Annotated in this window: 18 protein-coding genes and 6 tRNA genes; 11 read left to right on the top strand and 13 right to left on the bottom strand. The window is 60.1% G+C overall.

Going from position 1 to position 18,150, the window contains the following annotated elements; all coding sequences use genetic code 11:
- Window positions 1-50 precede the first annotated feature (50 nt).
- Window positions 51-725, top strand: a complete 675-nt coding sequence (locus CHH27_RS26255; protein ID WP_094074223.1) for a hypothetical protein — start codon at window positions 51-53, stop codon at window positions 723-725.
- Between the two features lie 9 nt (window positions 726-734).
- On the opposite strand, the gene CHH27_RS26250 is transcribed toward CHH27_RS26255, so the two are convergent.
- On the bottom strand, window positions 735-1,292 hold the full coding sequence (locus tag CHH27_RS26250; protein WP_094074222.1) for a hypothetical protein: 558 nt from the start codon (window positions 1,290-1,292) through the stop codon (window positions 735-737).
- 112 nt (window positions 1,293-1,404) lie between these two features.
- Window positions 1,405-2,367: a succinylglutamate desuccinylase/aspartoacylase family protein gene (locus CHH27_RS26245; protein ID WP_094074221.1), complete on the bottom strand. Its 963-nt coding sequence runs from the start codon at window positions 2,365-2,367 to the stop codon at window positions 1,405-1,407.
- 45 nt (window positions 2,368-2,412) lie between these two features.
- Between CHH27_RS26245 and CHH27_RS26240 the strand changes: the two genes are divergently transcribed.
- Window positions 2,413-3,951, top strand: coding sequence for a M81 family metallopeptidase (locus CHH27_RS26240; protein WP_198338304.1), 1,539 nt, complete (start codon window positions 2,413-2,415; stop codon window positions 3,949-3,951).
- Here CHH27_RS26240 and CHH27_RS26235 read toward each other — a convergent pair.
- Window positions 3,948-4,859, bottom strand: coding sequence for a LysR family transcriptional regulator (locus CHH27_RS26235; protein WP_208988382.1), 912 nt, complete (start codon window positions 4,857-4,859; stop codon window positions 3,948-3,950). The two genes, CHH27_RS26240 and CHH27_RS26235, sit on opposite strands and share 4 nt — an antisense overlap.
- A 172-nt stretch (window positions 4,860-5,031) precedes the next feature.
- Here CHH27_RS26235 and CHH27_RS26230 point away from each other — a divergent pair, with 172 nt between their 5' ends.
- The 6 genes from CHH27_RS26230 (at window position 5,032) to CHH27_RS26205 (ending at window position 11,384) form a co-directional block, all read left to right on the top strand.
- Window positions 5,032-6,615 (top strand): ABC transporter substrate-binding protein, encoded by a 1,584-nt coding sequence (locus tag CHH27_RS26230; RefSeq protein ID WP_094074219.1) that lies wholly within the window; start codon window positions 5,032-5,034, stop codon window positions 6,613-6,615.
- 63 nt (window positions 6,616-6,678) lie between these two features.
- Window positions 6,679-7,656 carry an ABC transporter permease gene (locus CHH27_RS26225; protein ID WP_094074218.1) on the top strand — a complete coding sequence of 326 codons (978 nt, stop codon included), beginning with the start codon at window positions 6,679-6,681 and terminating at the stop codon, window positions 7,654-7,656.
- On the top strand, window positions 7,653-8,570 hold the full coding sequence (locus tag CHH27_RS26220; RefSeq protein ID WP_094074217.1) for an ABC transporter permease: 918 nt from the start codon (window positions 7,653-7,655) through the stop codon (window positions 8,568-8,570). The genes CHH27_RS26225 and CHH27_RS26220 overlap by 4 nt, the downstream gene beginning before the upstream one ends.
- Entirely contained in the window at window positions 8,567-9,541 is a 975-nt protein-coding gene (locus CHH27_RS26215) for an ABC transporter ATP-binding protein (RefSeq protein WP_094074216.1), read from the top strand. The genes CHH27_RS26220 and CHH27_RS26215 overlap by 4 nt, the downstream gene beginning before the upstream one ends.
- Window positions 9,538-10,536 carry an ABC transporter ATP-binding protein gene (locus CHH27_RS26210; RefSeq protein WP_094074215.1) on the top strand — a complete coding sequence of 333 codons (999 nt, stop codon included), beginning with the start codon at window positions 9,538-9,540 and terminating at the stop codon, window positions 10,534-10,536. Before CHH27_RS26215 ends, CHH27_RS26210 begins: the two co-directional genes overlap by 4 nt.
- Window positions 10,533-11,384 carry an N-formylglutamate amidohydrolase gene (locus CHH27_RS26205; RefSeq protein ID WP_094074214.1) on the top strand — a complete coding sequence of 284 codons (852 nt, stop codon included), beginning with the start codon at window positions 10,533-10,535 and terminating at the stop codon, window positions 11,382-11,384. Before CHH27_RS26210 ends, CHH27_RS26205 begins: the two co-directional genes overlap by 4 nt.
- Window positions 11,385-11,387: 3 nt before the next feature.
- Here the strand turns inward: CHH27_RS26205 and CHH27_RS26200 are convergent, their stop codons facing one another.
- The gene (locus CHH27_RS26200; protein WP_157739111.1) at window positions 11,388-11,891 is read right to left on the bottom strand and encodes a hypothetical protein; all 504 of its coding nucleotides are present in this window, start codon (window positions 11,889-11,891) and stop codon (window positions 11,388-11,390) included.
- A gap of 74 nt (window positions 11,892-11,965) precedes the next feature.
- Between CHH27_RS26200 and CHH27_RS26195 the strand changes: the two genes are divergently transcribed.
- The gene (locus tag CHH27_RS26195) at window positions 11,966-12,706 is read left to right on the top strand and encodes an AraC family transcriptional regulator (protein WP_094074212.1); all 741 of its coding nucleotides are present in this window, start codon (window positions 11,966-11,968) and stop codon (window positions 12,704-12,706) included.
- Window positions 12,707-12,783: 77 nt separating this feature from the next.
- Entirely contained in the window at window positions 12,784-13,155 is a 372-nt protein-coding gene (locus CHH27_RS26190; RefSeq protein WP_208988381.1) for a VOC family protein, read from the top strand.
- A 195-nt stretch (window positions 13,156-13,350) separates the two neighbouring features.
- On the opposite strand, the gene CHH27_RS26185 is transcribed toward CHH27_RS26190, so the two are convergent.
- From CHH27_RS26185 to CHH27_RS26155, 7 genes are all read right to left on the bottom strand, one after another.
- Window positions 13,351-13,438: transfer RNA gene (locus tag CHH27_RS26185), tRNA-Leu, on the bottom strand.
- A gap of 12 nt (window positions 13,439-13,450) precedes the next feature.
- Window positions 13,451-13,526, bottom strand: a tRNA-His gene (locus CHH27_RS26180).
- A gap of 151 nt (window positions 13,527-13,677) precedes the next feature.
- Window positions 13,678-13,764, bottom strand: a tRNA-Leu gene (locus CHH27_RS26175).
- A 4-nt stretch (window positions 13,765-13,768) separates the two neighbouring features.
- Window positions 13,769-13,846 (bottom strand) — tRNA-Pro (locus tag CHH27_RS26170).
- A gap of 83 nt (window positions 13,847-13,929) precedes the next feature.
- A tRNA-Leu gene (locus tag CHH27_RS26165) sits at window positions 13,930-14,007 on the bottom strand.
- Between the two features lie 17 nt (window positions 14,008-14,024).
- Window positions 14,025-14,110: transfer RNA gene (locus CHH27_RS26160), tRNA-Tyr, on the bottom strand.
- 630 nt (window positions 14,111-14,740) lie between these two features.
- The gene (locus CHH27_RS26155) at window positions 14,741-15,511 is read right to left on the bottom strand and encodes a nuclear transport factor 2 family protein (protein ID WP_094075023.1); all 771 of its coding nucleotides are present in this window, start codon (window positions 15,509-15,511) and stop codon (window positions 14,741-14,743) included.
- A gap of 178 nt (window positions 15,512-15,689) precedes the next feature.
- On the opposite strand from CHH27_RS26155, the gene CHH27_RS26150 reads away from it, so the two are divergent.
- On the top strand, window positions 15,690-16,070 hold the full coding sequence (locus tag CHH27_RS26150) for a helix-turn-helix domain-containing protein (protein ID WP_094074211.1): 381 nt from the start codon (window positions 15,690-15,692) through the stop codon (window positions 16,068-16,070).
- A gap of 51 nt (window positions 16,071-16,121) precedes the next feature.
- Here CHH27_RS26150 and CHH27_RS26145 read toward each other — a convergent pair whose 3' ends face one another.
- Together CHH27_RS26145 and CHH27_RS26140 are read right to left on the bottom strand one after the other, a co-directional pair.
- Window positions 16,122-16,775 carry a class I SAM-dependent methyltransferase gene (locus CHH27_RS26145; RefSeq protein ID WP_094074210.1) on the bottom strand — a complete coding sequence of 218 codons (654 nt, stop codon included), beginning with the start codon at window positions 16,773-16,775 and terminating at the stop codon, window positions 16,122-16,124.
- 32 nt (window positions 16,776-16,807) lie between these two features.
- The gene (locus CHH27_RS26140) at window positions 16,808-18,070 is read right to left on the bottom strand and encodes a DUF3419 family protein (protein ID WP_094074209.1); all 1,263 of its coding nucleotides are present in this window, start codon (window positions 18,068-18,070) and stop codon (window positions 16,808-16,810) included.
- Window positions 18,071-18,150 lie beyond the last annotated feature (80 nt).

Here is an 18,150-nt window from a genome sequence, read left to right as displayed (position 1 = left end):
ATGAATTGTTTAAGGAATGGCACAGCAGGAGCTAGCTGGAGAACGCGCTGATGGGATGGAAACTGCTTGCCGCGGTTGCGATTGCGATTGCCGGCCTGTTGCCCTTGGCAGGTCAGGCCAAGACCGTCGAGGTCAAAACCATTCCGGTCACGCCGTCCCAGGAGACGCCGATCATCCCGGACACCGAAATCCAGCTGCCTTCGGAAAACGCAGCGGCCCCAGCCAGCGAAGCGGCCACGGACCCGGAGGCTCCAGAGGAACTGCCCCAGGTGCTCTACAGCACCGACTATCTGCCAAAGCCGGTTGCGCGCATGCACAGCCAACTGAAGGAGGCGGCCGCCAATGGCGATCTCGACCGCATCCGGATGATCCTGGAAAGCAATGAAATGCCGCCGACCTTGTCCTTTGGCGACATCGGTGACCCGATCGATTTCCTGAAACAGAGTTCCGGCGACGGTGAAGGCTTCGAGATCCTGGCCATTCTGGCCGACATTCTGGACGCAGGTTTCCTGCATGTCGATGTCGGCACGGCGCAGGAAATGTATGTCTGGCCGTATTTCGCCCGCTATCCGCTGGAGGGCCTCAGACCCGACCAGAAGGTTGAACTGTTCCGGATCGTGACCGCAGGCGACTTTGCCGAAATGCAGGAATTCGGCGCCTGGACCTTCTACCGCCTCGGCATCGGTCCGGACGGAACGCTCCACTTTTTCGTGGCGGGTGACTGAAGCACGATCCTAGAGGCTTTTGAACCAGGTCTCGCTGTAACGCTTCCAGAACTGGTGGTCATACCTGGACATTATTGCGCCCCAGCCGTTGCCCTTGTCGAAGGTCGAAAACTTGAACGGTGTCACGGACGGGTAGCGTTCCGGGCGGCAGATATCCGAGATTCTGCGCAAAGCCTCGTAGGTTCCCTCGTTGTCCGCAGCCAAGAAGAAACTCATTTGCAACAAATCCGAGGACAGATTGACGGCTTGAACAAACCGGCTGATATCCGTCGCCGAAATCGTTGTCGAGCTGGTAATGCCGCAAAGATCGCCCGTCGTAAGCTGCCCCGATGCCAGCGGCGGCAGGGCGTTGTACCAGATGTCGAAGTCTTTGCTGTTGGCCGGCAGCACCGGGCTTGCCCACATATGCGTGCGAAAGTCGTCCAGCGCATCGCCCGAAAGCTGAAGGCGGTGGCCGAGTTCGTTCAGGAAACACATGGCAAGAGCGAATCTGGCCGAAATCGACAGCTGTCGGGTTTCGTCCCGGAAGGTGTTGATTTCATGAGCAAGGTCGAGATTTTCTGTCATGTTCCAGCTTCAGGAATTGAGAACGGAGCCTGTTCATAAAGGCCGCCGACGCTCTGTCAACGGCCCTGGTTTCAATCAGACAAGCTGCGCTGAATGCCCTGAACCTGCGACGTCAAGGGGCGTCCCGCCTTGCCAGTCTCACGGCCGTCTGACCGCGCCAGAGCCGTTTTGACGGCATGACCAGCATGATGTCGTCTTCAGGGGTCACCACTTCCCGCTCGCCATCGTGACCGAGAAGCGTTCCTTTCCTGGCAATGATTTCACCTCCGGAAAAGGGCTCTGCGAAAACAAACGCATCGGACTGGATGGTCACGGCCTCGATGACGGTAAAGGCCGATTGTTCGGCGACGGAGGCAGGAAACTCCTCCAGAAGGTCGGGTGCCGCAACGCCCGTTGCAACCAGGAACCGGGCCGCCGATTCCCGTGCCAGATCTCCGGCCGAAGCCTCCCAGTGCTGGCCGCATTCAATCAGCAAGGCGGTTTGTGACGCGTCGGGATCATCGAAGGCTGCATAGTCGCGCATGCGCCGGCCGGCGGCATGGCCGGCATCTCCCACGACCCGGTCCGGAACCCCGACCGACGCGGCCAACCTCTTTGCCCTCGCGTGCCTGCCGGTCATCATCAGTGGCGGTGCAAGATGCTGCATGCTGTGAATGTCGAGCAGAAAGTCGATCCCGGTCAGCGCCGGCCGAACCTCGCGGGCGCGGCGCAATTCGACGCTGTCGCGCTCGCCTTCCAGCACATCGATCTCCCAGACCCGGTTGAAGTCTTCCTCGACCCAGCGCGTGGCGTTGGGATCGGCAGGATCGAAGGCCTCGTAGGCCGCAATGTTCATGAAAGCGAGGCTCAAGGACCCGGCCTGCGGCCGGATGTCCTTCTTCAACAGCCAATCAAGGGCAATCGCTCCGCAAGGCTCATTGCCATGCACAACGGCACTGATCATGACGTTCGGCCCCGCCTTGCCGCTGTCAAATCGCCAGATATAGGGAATATCCGTGTTGCCGTTCCTGTAGGGCGAGATATCCGGCGCGTCGAGCTCAACCGGATAGTCATTGGGAATGTTGATTTCGGTCATCTGCTCGTGCTCCTCTTTGAACAGTCAGGCATGGGAGGGATACTGGTGAAAACCCCGAAGGTTGCGTTGCTGGGCATGATCCTGGAATCGAACCGCTTCGCCCGCCCGGCCACCGAGAACGACTTTCGCTCGCTGACCTGGCTTGAAGGAGACGCCCTTCTTCAGGAAGCGCGCGCTCAGACACCGACCCTTGCGGCTGAATTTGCCGCCTTCGTGCGGGCCATGGACGCGACCGGACCGTGGCACCCGGTTCCCTGCACGCTGGCTGCAAGCCACCCGGCAGGGCCTGTCAGGCGCGAGGTCTTCGAGACGGTCACTGGCGCGATACAGCGCCAACTCGCCGAGAACGGGCCTTTTGATGCGGTCTATATCTGCAATCACGGTGCCATGGTCGCCGAACACGACCACGACCCGGATGGCTCGCTGATGGCACAGGTTCGCGAAGCCGTCGGAGCCGCGCCCCTGATCGTGTGCACGCTCGATCTCCACGCAAATATCTCCGAGCGCATGGTTGCTGCCTGTGACCTGATCGTCGGCTATCGCACCAATCCGCATGTCGACATGATAGAACGCGGTGAAGAGGCCGCCTTTTCGCTCAGGCGCTGTCTTGCAAGTGGCCGGCGGCCCCAGGTCGCCCTTGAAAAACCGCCCCTTGTCCCGGCTTCCGTCACGCTGCTGACGGCAGAAGCCCCCTATGGCGAGCTGATCAATTACGGACAGCAACGCCAGGCCGAACTCGGTGGTTCCATCCTGAACGTGTCCGTGTTCGGAAATTTCGTTTTCTCCGACACGCCGGACAATGGGCTGGCCGTCGTCGTGACGGCGCGCGACGATCCGGCTGCCGCCAAGGACCTGGCTTCGGATATTGCGGATCGCGCCTGGGCGAACCGAAACGGCTTTGTCCGCCGCCTGACATCTGTCGAGCAGGCCGTGACAATCGCCGAGGACAAGAAGCGCGCACCGGTCATCTTTTCCGACGCGGGCGACAATCCCGGTGGCGGCGGCACCGGACGCACCACGGAACTGCTCGCTGCGCTTAACGCCAGCAACGTCGACAATATTCTCTATGGCTCGTTCTTTGACCCGGAACTCGCGGCCGAAGCGCACAGTCTGGGTAAAGGCGCGACCTTCAAGGCGAGGTTCAACCGATCCGCCGGACCGGAGGTCTGGGAGAAATGGGATCTTCCCTTCGAAACAGAGGCCAGGGTTGTTGCGCTTCATGATGGCAATGTCGTCGGCGAAGGTGGCATGACCAAAGGCCGGCGTCTGCATCTCGGTCCGTCGGCAGCCCTTGAGCTTGGTGCGATCCAGGTGGTGGTCATCTCCGACCGGGCGCAGACCTCCGACCCGGTCTTTTTTCACATGCTCGGCCTTGATATCGGCAGCGCCGACTGTGTGGTCGTGAAATCGCGCGGGCATTTCCGGGCCGGCTTTGCTCCGTGGTTCGCGCCGGACCGGGTCTACGAGATAGACACTGCCGGCCTGACGAGCCCGGTGCTGGCACGCTGGCCGTTCGAGAACATACCCCGCCCGAGCTTTCCGCTCGATCCCGATACGCAATGGAACGATCCTCGCCACGGTTAGACAGGCTCCGAATATTCATCGGGCGGCGTGGTCTGCTTGACGTAGTCCATGAACTGCCGCGCAAGCTCGGACGGTTGTCGGCCGGTGGGGAGCACGAAGCTCGTGTGATAGGTGATGGGAGCGTCGAACGGCCGGACGGTTATGTCCGCCATGCCGCCGGAGAGAACCGGAAACGGATTGATCAAGGTGACCCCGAGACCTTCTCGCACCAGTTCCAGCGCCGCCATGTTGGTCGCGGTTTCCGCAACCGTTCGCGGGCGGACGCCGGAGCGGGCAAAGAGCTGTTCGGTGATTGCGCGTGTGCCGAGCCGCCGCAGAAACTCGATCAGGTCCACCCCTTCCAGATCCGCCGGGGTGATGATTTCCTTTGCCTCAAGCGGGTGCCCGCTCGGCATGGCACAGACAACATGGGACCGCCGCCAGGGCAGCAAGGTGACGCCGGACCGCTGGATCATGGCACTGGTCAGACCGAGATCGTAGCGCAGGTCCAGAATGCCGGACACCAGCACATCGGTCGCCTGGATATCGAGCTGCAGGTTCTTGGCCGGGTTCTGCTTCAGGAAGGCAGCGACCCGGCGGATGACAAAGTTGTGCGCCAGGGTCGGCGGCACGATCAGCCGAAGGGGCTCTTCGTCTGCTTCCGCCCATTCGGCCCCTTCAATCAGGGCCAGTGTTTCGAACAACGGATCCAGCTGGTCGTTCAGCCGAAGGGCCGCCGCCGTCGGCTCGACCCGACCGGAATCCCTCAGAAAGAGATTGCGGCCAACGCGTTGCTCCAGCGAAGACAGCGCCCGGCTGATAGAAGATTGCGAGACGCCCAGACGGCGTGCCGCGCCAATGGTGGTTCCTGTTGTCACCAGGGCGCGCAACGCTTCCATTTCCCGCAGTCGGTGCCGCTGTTCTGCCATGTCGATTGATATTCCTGTTCCGCGGAAGGTGGGTTTGAGGTCTGAATTACCTTATGCAAAAATGCATCAACTTCTCTATTGGCAATGTATTTTCTGCAAGCTAACATCCTTTTCAGCGTGCGGCAAAAAGTCCGGAAAAGGACACCGCGCCTTCCGAGGGAGTTACATTGTCATGAGAAAACTTGCAGCCGCTGCGGCGGTCACGGTCAGCGCGTTTGCGCTGATGACCAGTGCCGCCTCCGCAGAAAAACTCACCATCGGCCTGGCTTCCGAGCCGACGTCGATGGATCCGCATTTCCACAATCTTGGTCCCAACAACGCCATGTCGGTCCACCTGTTCGACCGGCTGATTGCCCAGGACGAAAAACAGCGCCTGTCGCCGGGCCTTGCCGTTTCCTGGGAGCCGATCGACGACCTGACCTGGGAATTCAAGCTGCGCGAGGGCGTTAAGTTCCACGACGGCAGCGATTTCAATGCAGATGATGTCATCTGCACCATGGAACGTGCACCGGATGTGCCGAATTCTCCGTCGGGCTACGGCACCTATCTGAAGGGCAAGACCTTCAAGAAGATCGACGACTACACTGTCCACGCCATCACCGAAGCCCCCTATCCGCTGATGGCCAATGACATCTCGACCATTCCGGTGATCTCCGACAGCGCGGGCTGCGGAGCGGCAACGGAAGACTTCAACGCCGGCACTGCCGCGGTCGGCACCGGTCCGTTCAAGTTCTCCAGCTACAAGCCGGGCGAAAGCATCACGATGGTTCGCAACGACGACTATTGGGGCGATGCACCCACCTGGAGCGAAGTCGAATTCCGGCCGATCAAATCCGGTCCGAGCCGCGTCGCCGCTCTTCTGGCAGGCGATGTCGACATGATCGCTGGCGTGCCGACGACCGACATCGAGACCTTGAAATCCAAGGACAACATTCAGCTCAGCCAAGGTGTTTCGAACCGGGTCATCTATTTGCATATGGACCAGTTCCGCGAGAACTCGCCCTTCGTGAAAGGCAATGACGGCAGCGACATCAAGAACCCGCTGATGGATCAGCGTGTCCGCACGGCGATCTCCAAGGCGATCAGCCGGGATGCGATTGTCGACCGGGTCATGGAAGGCGTGGCCCTGCCGGCCGGTCAGCTGTTGCCCGAAGGTTTCTTCGGGGTTTCGGACAAGTTGCAGCCTGTCGAGTACGACCCGGAAGGGGCCAAGGCCCTGCTGGCGGAAGCCGGCTATCCGGACGGGTTCCAGCTGACGATCCATGGCCCGAACGATCGCTATATCAACGATGCCAAGATCGCCGAAGCCATCGGCCAGATGCTGACCCGTGTCGGCATCAAGACAGCCGTGGAAACCATGCCGCGCTCGGTCTATTTCGGCCGCGCCTCGCGTGGTGGAGCGGACGGTCAGCCGGAATTCAGCTTCATCCTCGTGGGCTGGGGTGCCGGCTCTGGTGAAGCCTCCTCGCCGCTGAAATCCCTGATCCATACCTTTGACAAGGACAAGGGGTTCGGCTCGTCGAACCGTGGCCGGCATTCCAATGCCGAGATCGACGCCATGATCGAGGAAGCACTCCGGACGGTGGATGACGAGAAGCGTCAGGACCTTCTCGCAAAAGCCACGGAAATGGCCATCGAGGATGTCGCGATCATTCCGACGCACTTCCAGGTCAACACCTGGGCAGCCAAGAAGGGCCTCTCCTACATTCCCCGGACGGACGAATACACCCTTGCCATGGGTGTTGTGAAGGACTGATTCAAACCTTCCGGGTCGCTGAACCTCAGCGGCCCGGTCCTTCCTGCAGCCTGAGTATTTCTCATGTCCGTTTTCGTCATCCGCCGGCTGATGCAGGCGTTCTTTGTCGTCTTTCTCATGTCGGTGATCGTTTTCTTCGGCGTGAACATTGTCGGCGATCCCGTCTACATGCTCGTCAGCCCCGACGCGGATCAGGCGGATATTGAGGCCGCCATCCGCCGCCTCGGTCTCGACCGGCCGATCTGGGAACAGTATCTCCTGTTTCTGAAAGGCGCGGCCCAGGGCAATCTTGGCGACTCTTTCATCTTCGGCGAACCCGCCCTGAAACTGATCCTGCACCACATGCCGGCTACGCTGGAACTCGCCTTCAGCGCGCTGTTCCTGGCAATCGCCATCGGCATTCCGCTCGGCCTCTTTTCCGGTCTTTATCCGGACAATCCGGTTTCCAAGGGCATCATGGCCGGATCCATCCTCGGCTTTTCCCTGCCGACCTTCTGGGTCGGGCTGATGCTGATCCTGCTCTTCGCGGTCGAACTCGGGTGGTTGCCCTCCACGGGACGCGGCGACACCGCAACGATATTCGGCATTGAAACGAGCCTGGCCACCTGGGACGGGATCAGACATATCTTCCTGCCTGCCCTGAACCTGGCGCTGTTGAAGATTTCGCTCGCAATCCGCCTGACACGAGCCGGTGTCCGTGAAGCCATGGGCCAGGACTATGTCAAATACGCCCGTGCCAAGGGCATCTCGACCCGGCGCATCATTTTCGTTCACGTGATGAAAAACATCATGATCCCGGTTGTCACGGTGATGGGTCTGGAATTCGGCAGCCTGATCGGCTTCTCGGTCGTCACGGAAACGATCTTTGCCTGGCCCGGCATGGGCAAGCTGCTGATCGATGCCATCCTGCAGCTCGACCGCCCCGTGGTCGTTGCCTACCTGATGATCATGGTTCTGTTCTTTGTCGTGATCAATCTGGTCGTCGACATTCTCTATTCCATTCTGGACCCGCGGGTCCGCCTACAGGACCAGGGCGCATGACCGACGCAACGCTTGAGACAGAAGCTCCGGCCCCGGCAAAGGTGGAAACCCCGTTCCAGCGGTTTCGCGCCGAGTTTTTCGAAAGCCGCATTGCCGCCACCGCCTTTGTCGTTCTTGTCATCATTGTTCTGCTGGCGATCCTGGCTCCCTGGATCACCCCCCAGAACCCTTATGACCTGGCACAGGTGGATGTGCTTGACGGGCGCCTTCCACCCGGCTCCGAGGCCTTTGCGGGTTACACCATGTGGCTCGGATCGGACGGGGCCGGCAGGGATCTCTATTCGGCCATTCTCTACGGGCTCCGGATTTCCATATCCGTCGGCCTCGCCTCCGGCGTCATTGCACTCTTCATCGGCATGGCCGTCGGCCTGATCGCCGCCTATGCCGGCGGCAGAACCGAAGCGATCATCATGCGGGTGGTCGATCTGCAACTGTCCTTTCCGGCGTCGCTGGTCGCCCTGATGCTGGTCGCGGCGCTCGGCAAGGGGGTCGACAAGATCATCCTCGCACTCGTCGTCGCGCAATGGGCCTATTACGCCCGCACGGTACGTGCGACCGCCCTGGTGGAACGCGGCAAGGAATATGTCGAGGCGGCGCAATGCCTCGGCCTCTCGAAAGTGCGTGTTGTCTTCCGGCACATCCTGCCGAATTGCCTGGCCCCGCTGATCGTGGTGGGCACCGTGCAGACCGCACATGCCGTCTCCCTGGAGGCGACGCTGTCCTTCCTCGGCGTCGGTCTGCCACAGACAGAACCCTCTCTCGGCGTGCTGATCGCCAACGGGTTTGAATACATGCTGTCCGGTCGTTACTGGATCTCCGTCTTTCCCGGCATTGCCCTGCTTCTGACGGTGGCCTCGATCAACCTTGTCGGTGATCAGCTGCGCGACGTGCTCAATCCGAGGCTGAAGAAATGACCGCCGTCCTCGAAGTCAGCGGGTTGAAGACGCATTTCTTCACCCATGCCGGTGTCGTCAAGGCCGTCGACGGCGTCGACTTCACCGTCAACAAGGGCGAGGTCATGGGCCTTGTCGGCGAATCCGGGTCGGGCAAATCCATCACCGGGTTTTCCATTCTCGGTCTCATCGACCCGCCGGGACGGATCATTGAAGGCGCCATTCGCTTTAATGGCGACGACATTGCCAATGCGCCGGAGGAACGGTTGAAGTCGATCCGTGGCAACAAGATCTCGATGATCTTCCAGGATCCGATGATGACGTTGAACCCGGTTCTGCGGATCGACTCGCAGATGATGGAAGCGATCCTGGCTCATGAGAAAGTCTCCAGGAAAGAAGCCTGGGAACGCTGCCGCGACGCGCTGGGTCTGGTCGGCATTCCCTCCCCCGAGGAACGGCTCAGGGCCTATCCCCACCAGCTTTCCGGCGGCATGCGCCAACGGGTGTCGATTGCCATCGCCTTCCTGAACAAGCCGGACCTGATCATTGCCGACGAACCGACGACGGCACTCGATGTCACGATCCAGGCCCAGATCATTCACGAGGCCCAGAAGCTGACACGGCAGACCGGTACGGCGATGATCTGGATCACCCATGATCTTGCCGTTGTCGCGGGCCTCGCCGATCGGATTTCGGTGATGTATGCCGGCCGGATCGTCGAACAGGGACCGACCGACGACGTCATCGACCATCCGCTTCACCCCTATACGGTTGGCCTGCTGGGCTCCGTGCCCACGGCCAACAAACGCGGCGAGCGCCTGTTCCAGATCGAAGGCATGACGCCGAACATGCTGGCGTTGCCACAGGGCTGTGCCTTTGCCCCGCGCTGCGGCTTCGCCACCGAGGCCTGCAAGGTCCCGCCTCAGGTCGAACAGGTCGCGGGCCGCGCTCTTCGCTGCTATCACCCCCAGGCTCAGGTTGCTGCCCAATGACGGCTCCCCTTGTTGAGATCCGCGACGTCTCCAAACGCTTCGCAAAACGGCTCGACGTGGCCGGCAAGATTGCCCGGAAACTTGGGGCCGGTATCCGCGAGGAAATCGTTCATGCCGTTGACGAGGTCAACCTGGAGATCCGCGAGGGCGAAGTGCTCGGCCTGGTCGGGGAATCGGGCTGCGGCAAGTCCACTCTGGGCCGTGTTGTCGCCGGCATTCATGCCCCCAGCAGCGGACAGCTGCTTTTTCAGGGCAATGACGTGGCGGCGATGTCCTCCGCCGACAAACGGGCGGCAACACTTGCCATCCAGATGATCTTCCAGGACCCGTTCGCCAGTCTCAATCCGCGCATGCGGGTCGAGGATATCATCGGGGAAGCGCCAAGGGTGCATGGCATCGTCTCCAGGTCCGAAGCCTCGGACTATGTCGACGACATCATGAAGAAGGTCGGTCTCGACCCGTCGCTGAAGCGGCGCTATGCGCACCAGTTTTCAGGCGGACAGCGCCAGCGTATCGGCATTGCCCGGGCGCTGGCGGTAAAGCCGCGCTTTCTCGTCTGCGACGAGGCGATTGCAGCGCTTGACGTGTCGATCCAGGCGCAGGTGATCAATCTCTTCATGGATCTCAGAGAAGAATTCGGCCTGACCTATCTGTTCATCAGCCATGACCTCAGCGTCGTGGAGCACATCGCCGACCGGGTGGCGATCATGTATCTGGGCCGGATCGTGGAAAGCGCTTCAACTGAAGAGATTTTCAGCGCGCCCCGACATCCCTACACCAAGGCGCTTCTGGCCGAGGCGCCGCGGCTGGATCAGCGCAAGCGCGACTTTGCCCCGATTGAAGGCGAAATCCCCTCGCCCTTGAACCCGCCTGACGGGTGTTTCTTCAATCCCCGCTGCCCGCATGCCCAGGATCTCTGCCGCCGCGACCAGCCACTTCTTGAAACATTCGGTGGGGACCATTCGGTCGCCTGCCACTATTGGAAAGACATATGATCCCCGCAGTCCGCACGGTCGCGCCCGTCACAGATCCCGTCCCGCTCGTCTTCGACAGTCCCCATTCAGGTTCGATCTATCCCGCGGACTTCAACCATGCGATCGACCGCATGACCCTGCGCCGGTCAGAGGACGCCCATGTCGAGGAGCTGTTTGCGCCTGCGGTCGCGGAAGGCGCAACCCTCATCCATGCGCTCTTTCCACGCTGTTATGTCGATCCGAACCGGAACAGCGATGACATCGACATTTCGATGATCGATGGGACCTGGGACGGTCCCGTCAATCCCACATTCAAGACGTTGCAACGTGGCGTCGGCCTAATCTGGAAGGACATGAAGGCTTTCGGTCCGGTCTATGATCGCAAATTAACCGCCGGGGAAATCCGCAAGCGGATCGACACTTGCTGGGCACCCTATCACGGCACACTGAAATCGACGCTCGACCGGTTCCACGAAACGCACGGCCACGTTCTGCATGTGAACTGTCATTCCATGGCCAGCATGGGTGACAGGACCACCGAAGACGGTGAGGTACCGCGGCCTGATTTTGTCATTGGCGACCGGGACGGCAGCACCTGTGCCCCTGCCCTGACCGACTGTGTGGTGGAGACCTTGCGCGAACTTGGCTACTCCGTCGCCATCAACGACCCTTACAAGGGGTTTGAACTGGTGCGCCGGCATGGCCGGCCGTCGGAAGGCCGGCACAGCATCCAGATCGAGATCAATCGCAAGCTCTATATGGAAGAAGCGACGCTTTCCAAGGTCGACGGCTTTCTGCAGCTGGAACAGAATTTGACCGTTCTTGCCCGTGCACTTGCCAAGCTGGCAGCCGATCCGGCGGCGCTTTGAACCTCACGCGCCAAACAGGTCTGCTGCCGGGTCCTGCTCCATAATGTCCTCGTAGTATTCGGCGACTTCGCTCATGGATACCTGCCTGAGTGGCTCCCGGTGATCAAATCCGGATGAAAACAGAACGAGCGTGCGTGAGTTTCTGTCTTCAAACTGCAGAAGCGCCATGCCAAGGCGATCGAAGTAGAGCGAGCCTCCTTGTGCCTGGAAGAGACCACCGTTCCTTTGCCCGAGAAAATCGACAAGCTCAAGGATGGGTTGGCCCAGCATCTCATTGTCGTCCAGGGAGAGGTTCTCAAGGCCTTCGAGGTAACTCGCTATAGAGACCAGACCATTCTGTGAATAGGTGCACTCGTTCCAGGGCGCGTGATGCCGGCTTTCCTCCACACAAACCCGTTCGCTCTGCCGCACGTTTTCCGGCGGACCCAGAATGAACCTGACGTCGTCCGCCTTCATTCCGAAGGACAGTGCGCCACAGCCAACATGTGGTTGAATGGTCCATTTCATTGATCTCGTTTTCCTTTTTTGTAATCGGCATTAGACTGCCATATTCGTCGGCACCCAGTTTCGAGTGCAACCAGATGTACGACCCCAAAGGCAATGGCAAAGACAGGGCTGTCCAGTCGGTCCGGTTTACCGAACTGGAGCCGCCGGAGCACCTGCGCAGCATTGTTCACCGCTTTCTCGAATTGAAAACCCTGGAACCGCTTGAGCAGGATTACCGGTTTCACGCCCTGCCCGATGCCTGTGTCTATATCGTTCTGGACCAGTCACACCGTGATGTCGCCGGGATCACAAGGCTGCGGGCATCTTCCGAGGAACTCAGCCTCGGGCGCAGTTTTCATTATATCAACATCCGTTTGCTGCCCGGCGTCTGGCAGGGGTCTCCCGATGAGACCGGCTACGGGATGATCGACAGCGCCTATGCCGGCAAGTTGCCACTCGTCGCACTCAATCGGGCGCTCGTCGCCAGAGATCTATCGGACAATCTCCAGCATCTGGTGCGATTTGTCGAAAGCCTTGCCGAAGGCGGCCTGGTCCTTGCCAATCCGGTCACCGAAAAGATCTTCCGCCATCTCGAAGACATCCATTCGGTCGCAGACATGGCCGCCGTGTCCGGCGTATCCCCAAGGCAGTTGCAACGGACCTTGAAAAAGACGACCGGCTTTGCCCCGCACGACTTTCTGAAAGTGCTGCGATTGCAGCAGTCGCTCAGGGGAGAACCGTCCCTCTCCTATGCCGACCAGTCCCATTTCATTCATTCGTTCCGAAAGGCGACCGGGTACACACCGGCGAAATATGCCAAAAAGTTCGATGTCTGAAATCTACAATACAGGCGAGGCGCGCGCCCTTAAGCAGGCAGACAGGATCGACAAGACAGGAGTTGATGATGTCTGCAATGAACGCAATCGGATGGTTTGACATCTTTGTTGAGGATCTCGATCGGGCGGTCTCGTTTTACGAAACCGTGCTGGCGCGCAAGCTGGAGCCGATCGGTGATCCGACAGGCGAAACCCGGATGATGAGTTTTCCGGCGGAGATGAGCGCCTATGGCGCGGGCGGCGCCCTCACCAAGTCGCCGCATGCCGGGCCTGGCGCTGGCGGAACAATTGTCTATTTCAACGCCGAAGACTGCGCAATTGAAGAAGCCCGTGTCGCAGGGGCCGGCGGTCAGGTGATCCGGCCGAAATTCTCGATCGGCGAATATGGCTGGGTGAGCCTCTGCCAGGACACGGAAGGCAATCTCTTCGGCATCAGCTCGATGACATGACAGGTTTCCCTGGTGGCCGCTTCGTAGGGGGCAATCCTCCGGAAGAGGCCACCGAACCCATTAAACACCAACCGAAGGGGAAGAGTGAAAGGAACGCTCTGGCCCCCGCTCCTGTTGGCCGAAGGCGGAAAGCGCCGAAAGTGGTGCAGGTGAGCGAATCGAACCAGAACCGCGCTCATGTAGCGCAAACAAGAATGGTGCGGCCGGGGAGACTCGAACTCCCATTGAGGGTTGCCCTCGCCGGATCCTAAATCCGGTGCGTCTGCCATTTCGCCACGGCCGCATGTTCTTGAACTGGTCCTGGGAGAAGGGATCGAACCTTCGCCTCCGGTTCCACAGACCGGCGCTCTGACCAACTGAGCTATCCCAGATTTCAGATGGGCGGCAATCAATAGGCTGCTCACCCAAAGGGTTTCGGTGACGAATTGGCGTTCGTCCCCCTTGCCCGAACGCCCCAGGCCACGAGGAGACAGGCGAGGTACTCGCTCAAGCCACTCGAGGAGCGATTGAGCAAGCAACAGGTGGTGCGGCTGGTGGGGGTCGAACCCACATGAGGTGCTCCCTCACCGGTCTCTCAAACCGGCGCGTCTGCCATTCCGCCACAGCCGCAAACTGGTCAGGGAGGCGGGATTTGAACCCGCGGCCTCTCGCGTCCGAGGCGAGCACTCTGACCGAACTGAGCTACTCCCTGAAGATTTCATTTGGCCCCGGAAGCCCCTTGCACGGTTCGCGCAAGGGGCTTCCGGGTGCCACGTATCCGCCTGATGCGGATGCTGGTGCCGGCGGGGAGAGTCGAACTCCCAAACGACTGCATCTGAGGCAGCCAGGTATGCCAGTTCCCGTCACGCCGGCGAAGGGGCGGCAAATTCTGGTGGGCGGGGAGGGACTCGAACCCCCACAGTTAAAAACGGCTGATTTACAGTCAGTTGGGCTCTCCGGCGCCCGGTGCCCGCCCTAAGGTAGACGGATCCGCTGTGACGGCCGGATCCGAAAAAGTCTGTGATGTCAAAGAACTCCCGATCCCGCCGGGCCCCGGGCGGACCCGGTTCTGAGCTTGAAAACGAAAGACCCCCGTGACGTGCGGTCGACGGGGGTCTTTCGTTGCTCGGGATCTTGGGAGTGTCAGAGTGCTCTGGTAACTCCTCGAACCGGCATGACCCGTCGACCGCCTGCTGGCAGCAGCAGATGCAGTTGCGAGAGCAGATACGAATAGACGTGCGCGATCGATGCGCTTGCAGCGCCGATCATGTTCGCAGTGGTCCCAGTCGTGGTCATTGTCTCGTCCTATTGGTCAGCCGGGAGGTGTTCCCGCGGGCCGAATTGATGTGCAAATCATCCGTCATCGTCAAGCAAAAAACTTGTAGCAGACGCGGCATTTTTCGCGGGACCCTATGGGTCCCGAAAATCACCTGGCGAAACGGACAGCGCTTGCGCCCAAACCGTTCCAGGGCAAATGAGTCGGCAGAATCGGAAATTTTGACTGGTTCGACCATCCGGTTTCGAATGTCGTTTCCTGTATCCCCTGCCCCGTCGCCAATGGTGCGCGGACCACAATCCGCGCACCCGATGGCGAGCGAACCAGAACTCAAAACTTGCCGTTGTCATGTGCCATTTCGGCCGGGATGGGCGAGACCACATCCCAGTGTTCGACGATCTTGCCGTCGGCCACCCGCCAAAGGTCGAAAAAGGCCCAGGGTTCTCCCCCCATGACGGCATCGGAGGCAACAAAGACAAAATTACCTTCCGCGACAACGATCTGTGGCTCGAATTTGGTAATCACCATGCCTTCTTCCGCATAGGCCTCAATGGCCACAAGCAGTCCGTTCAAACCATCGGCAATGTTCGGATTGTGCTGCATGTAGACCGCCGGATCCATGTAGTCGGCAACCTTTTCCGGTGCCGCCCCGCCAAGCACATCACGCACAAATCCAACCACAAGCTGCTTGTTTGCCTCCGTCTTGTCGAGGTCCGTGATTTCAGTCGGACCGTCGGTCATTGACCGGCCGGAGACGGTGGTTTCCGGTCGTGGCTGCAGATTGTCCCAATGCTCGGCGACCACGCCATCTTCAACGCGGAAGACATCGAAAGCGACCAGTGCCGGCGCGCCGAACGCGTCGGCGTTTTCGTAAGAGTTGTGCAGAACGACATAATCGCCCTCGGTGATCACGCGGTGTGTCGTCATGGACATGCCCGACTGGGCAATGAACGGGATCGCGTTCAACAGGCCCTCCGCACCGGTCTCGATGGCGGGATTGTGCTGGATGTAATCCGGCGCCAGATACGGCCGGGCAGCTTCCGGGTCGTGATCGACAAAGGCAGCGGTCATCAGGGCAAGAACGAGTTCTTTGGGTGTCATCGTGTTTTCCTTCAAATTTGCTATCGCAATATCAAGTATCAAATCTGCACCAAGATGCAATTACGCACTTTAAAAACACATGGTATGCTACGGGATACCTGCCACGAATCCAGCCATTGCGGTTCATGAAACAAGTATGGTATTTGATGCTGGTATCTGTTTTAAACCGAGATTGCCCATGCTCCCGATTGGCGTTGAAAGCAAAGCCGAAGCCTCGACATGTCCGATCCGCTCGGTGCTGTCGAATGTGACCGGCAAATGGCGGATGATCATTGTGTTGGCGCTGGAAGACGGGCCAATGCGGTTTGGAGCTATCAAGCGCTGTATCGGTGACGTGACACAACGTGTCCTGACGGAAAACCTGCGCGGCCTTCAGCGTGATGGCTATCTGACCCGGAGCGTCGACCCCGGGCCTCCTGTCGCGGTTTCCTATGAACTGACACCGCTCGGCCGAAGCCTCCTGGAGATGCTGAAACCGCTCGTGTTCTGGTCACATGAGCAGATGGAACAGGTCAAAACCGCTCGCCTCGCCTACGACAGGGAGCAGGCAAAGGATTAGGTCTGCCCTTGAGCGTAACCGGACTTCAGGCCTTGAACGTCCGGGAGGAACTCAGCCCCTGGTCATGACCGCATAATCCGCATAACCACGGTAGAGCGGGCGAAAATCCAGACGCGCACCGGCCTTTGCGGCCAGGCCTTGCAATTCCGCTTCCAGTTCTGCGCGCGGCGTCACGTGGAAGGACGTCAGCCACCTGAAGAGCAGTTTTCGGAACCAGCCGGGCAATCGCTGCTGCTGGCCGAAATCGACCACATGAATGCGGCCGCCCTCCTGCAGCCGGGCCGTCCCTGCGGCCAGGGCCTCCCGCCAGATCGGGATCATGGACAAGGTGTAGGAATACATCACCCTGTCGAAGGCCGGGACATCAAGGCCTTCGGTTGCGGCCGGATTGGCGGCATCCCCCTCGATCAGGGTGATCCGGTCACTCAGGCCTGCCTTGGCGATGTTCTTTTCCGCTGTCTCCAGCATGTGCCGGGAAATATCGAGACCATAGAAGCGGGCACCGGGATAGCGTCTGGCGGCTGCAATCAGGTTGCGGCCGGTGCCGCAGCCGAGTTCCAGCACGTTGCCACCTTGCGGCGGCTGCAACTCGTCGATCAGAAGGTCCCGGCCGAGCAGATAGTATTTGCGGGTCAGGTCGTAGAAATGGCGCTGGTGGCGATAGACGGCGTCCATCAGCCGGGCTGTTTCGACAGCTTCGCTCATTGTCTTGTCCGTCCGATGCCGTTGCTGATCCGTCAGCCGTTATAGACGTAGAGGTGGAAGCCACCATAGATCGAGGACCGGTCCTGGCGGCCAAGCTCAAGGCTCTCCGCTTCTTCATAGGTCCAGCGGTTCAGGATCTCGTCTGCAACACGGCCGGGCAGCAGGGTCGGCTCGGCCGCTGTGCGGAAGATCACCCGCGCACCAGGGCGCGCCGTTCTTGTGATCTCGCTCCAGAGCGCATTGAGCTGGTGATCGGTCATCCAGTCCTGGGCGTCCAGCAGCACATAGGCGTCGAGCGTATTGTCGGCGACAGACTGCAGGTGCTCGGTAAAGTTCCGGTTGAGCACGCGCACGCGGCCGGCGCGCTGGCGGATTTCCTCGTAGTGCGCGCGTTTCAGATAGGGTGGCAGCGGTCCGGATTCGCCGGTGGATTCCGTTGAGTTCGGCGCATAGCCGCGGCCAAAGGCCTGCCAGGCAAAATAGTTGTCCTGCATGGTAAAATCGCAGGCCAGCTTTTCAAGGCGGTCCTTGAGCACGGCAGACATGTCCCCCTCCGCATTGGCGGAAACCAGCGCGTCATATTGTGCCGGTGGAATGCCGAGACCGTAGAGCGACATCTTCTTGGACGTCGCCCAGCGCACAAGACGCTTGTCGAACAGCGGCGCCAGGGACTTGTCGAAAAAGGACCGTTGCTCTTCGAGCGACTTGGTCCGGACCATGTGTTTGGGATCGATACCGTAGAGCTTTGCCACCAAATGGCCCATACCGATGCAGTAACCCAGGAGCCCATGGTGATAAAGGTCACGCGAGAACAGGGTGATGCGCTTGCGGCCCCAGTTCGCCAGATCGCGGCCTTCCCAGTAGGCGATCGTTTCCGGATCGAGCGTGTCCTTCAAAAACCGCTGATAAGCCGCCACATTCGCCTTTTCGTCCGCTTCGCCGAAGAACCGGTAGAAGGTCTCGTAGTTCGGGAAATGTTTGGCTGCCGCCAGTTTCAGCCGGCCGAGCGCGACATGGGCCCGGTTGAGATCGACCGCGGTGATCTCCGCCGGATTGGCCGTCAGATAGGACATCACGTTGCAGCCGCCAGAGGCGATGGTGATCATCCGGCTGTCCGGTGTCAGTCGCAGGGCTTTCATATCGACATCCGGGTCTTCCCAGATCTGCGGATAGACCAGCCCCTTGAAGGCAAAGGTGAACAGGCGCTCCAGGATCCCTTCGCGGGACGAGGCCTCGGACCGGTGAACCGCGTTCTTAAGCCGTTTCTTAGAAGCCGTGAGCGTGCTCTGCGCCATGTCTTTCTCCCGAGTCACCTGCGCGATTGGTGGCCTTCCGATACGTGAGAGAGACGACAGTTTGGTGACGATCTGGCAGA

Origin of the sequence: Labrenzia sp. VG12, from assembly GCF_002237595.1 — a bacterium.
Taxonomy (GTDB): domain Bacteria; phylum Pseudomonadota; class Alphaproteobacteria; order Rhizobiales; family Stappiaceae; genus Roseibium.
This window is presented reverse-complemented; position numbering and strand designations above follow the sequence as displayed.

Excerpts from the sequence above, each read along its gene's own strand:
- CHH27_RS26195 (WP_094074212.1), top strand. The coding sequence starts at position 11,966 with ATGTACGACCCCAAAGGCAATGGCAAAGACAGGGCTGTCCAGTCGGTC.
- CHH27_RS26245 (WP_094074221.1), bottom strand. The coding sequence starts at position 2,367 with ATGACCGAAATCAACATTCCCAATGACTATCCGGTTGAGCTCGACGCG.
- CHH27_RS26225 (WP_094074218.1), top strand. The coding sequence starts at position 6,679 with ATGTCCGTTTTCGTCATCCGCCGGCTGATGCAGGCGTTCTTTGTCGTC.
- CHH27_RS26155 (WP_094075023.1), bottom strand. The coding sequence starts at position 15,511 with ATGACACCCAAAGAACTCGTTCTTGCCCTGATGACCGCTGCCTTTGTC.
- CHH27_RS26230 (WP_094074219.1), top strand. The coding sequence starts at position 5,032 with ATGAGAAAACTTGCAGCCGCTGCGGCGGTCACGGTCAGCGCGTTTGCG.
- CHH27_RS26190 (WP_208988381.1), top strand. The coding sequence starts at position 12,784 with ATGAACGCAATCGGATGGTTTGACATCTTTGTTGAGGATCTCGATCGG.
- CHH27_RS26205 (WP_094074214.1), top strand. The coding sequence starts at position 10,533 with ATGATCCCCGCAGTCCGCACGGTCGCGCCCGTCACAGATCCCGTCCCG.
- CHH27_RS26215 (WP_094074216.1), top strand. The coding sequence starts at position 8,567 with ATGACCGCCGTCCTCGAAGTCAGCGGGTTGAAGACGCATTTCTTCACC.
- CHH27_RS26150 (WP_094074211.1), top strand. The coding sequence starts at position 15,690 with ATGCTCCCGATTGGCGTTGAAAGCAAAGCCGAAGCCTCGACATGTCCG.
- CHH27_RS26255 (WP_094074223.1), top strand. The coding sequence starts at position 51 with ATGGGATGGAAACTGCTTGCCGCGGTTGCGATTGCGATTGCCGGCCTG.
- CHH27_RS26220 (WP_094074217.1), top strand. The coding sequence starts at position 7,653 with ATGACCGACGCAACGCTTGAGACAGAAGCTCCGGCCCCGGCAAAGGTG.
- CHH27_RS26145 (WP_094074210.1), bottom strand. The coding sequence starts at position 16,775 with ATGAGCGAAGCTGTCGAAACAGCCCGGCTGATGGACGCCGTCTATCGC.
- CHH27_RS26250 (WP_094074222.1), bottom strand. The coding sequence starts at position 1,292 with ATGACAGAAAATCTCGACCTTGCTCATGAAATCAACACCTTCCGGGAC.
- CHH27_RS26210 (WP_094074215.1), top strand. The coding sequence starts at position 9,538 with ATGACGGCTCCCCTTGTTGAGATCCGCGACGTCTCCAAACGCTTCGCA.
- CHH27_RS26200 (WP_157739111.1), bottom strand. The coding sequence starts at position 11,891 with ATGAAATGGACCATTCAACCACATGTTGGCTGTGGCGCACTGTCCTTC.
- CHH27_RS26140 (WP_094074209.1), bottom strand. The coding sequence starts at position 18,070 with ATGGCGCAGAGCACGCTCACGGCTTCTAAGAAACGGCTTAAGAACGCG.
- CHH27_RS26235 (WP_208988382.1), bottom strand. The coding sequence starts at position 4,859 with ATGGCAGAACAGCGGCACCGACTGCGGGAAATGGAAGCGTTGCGCGCC.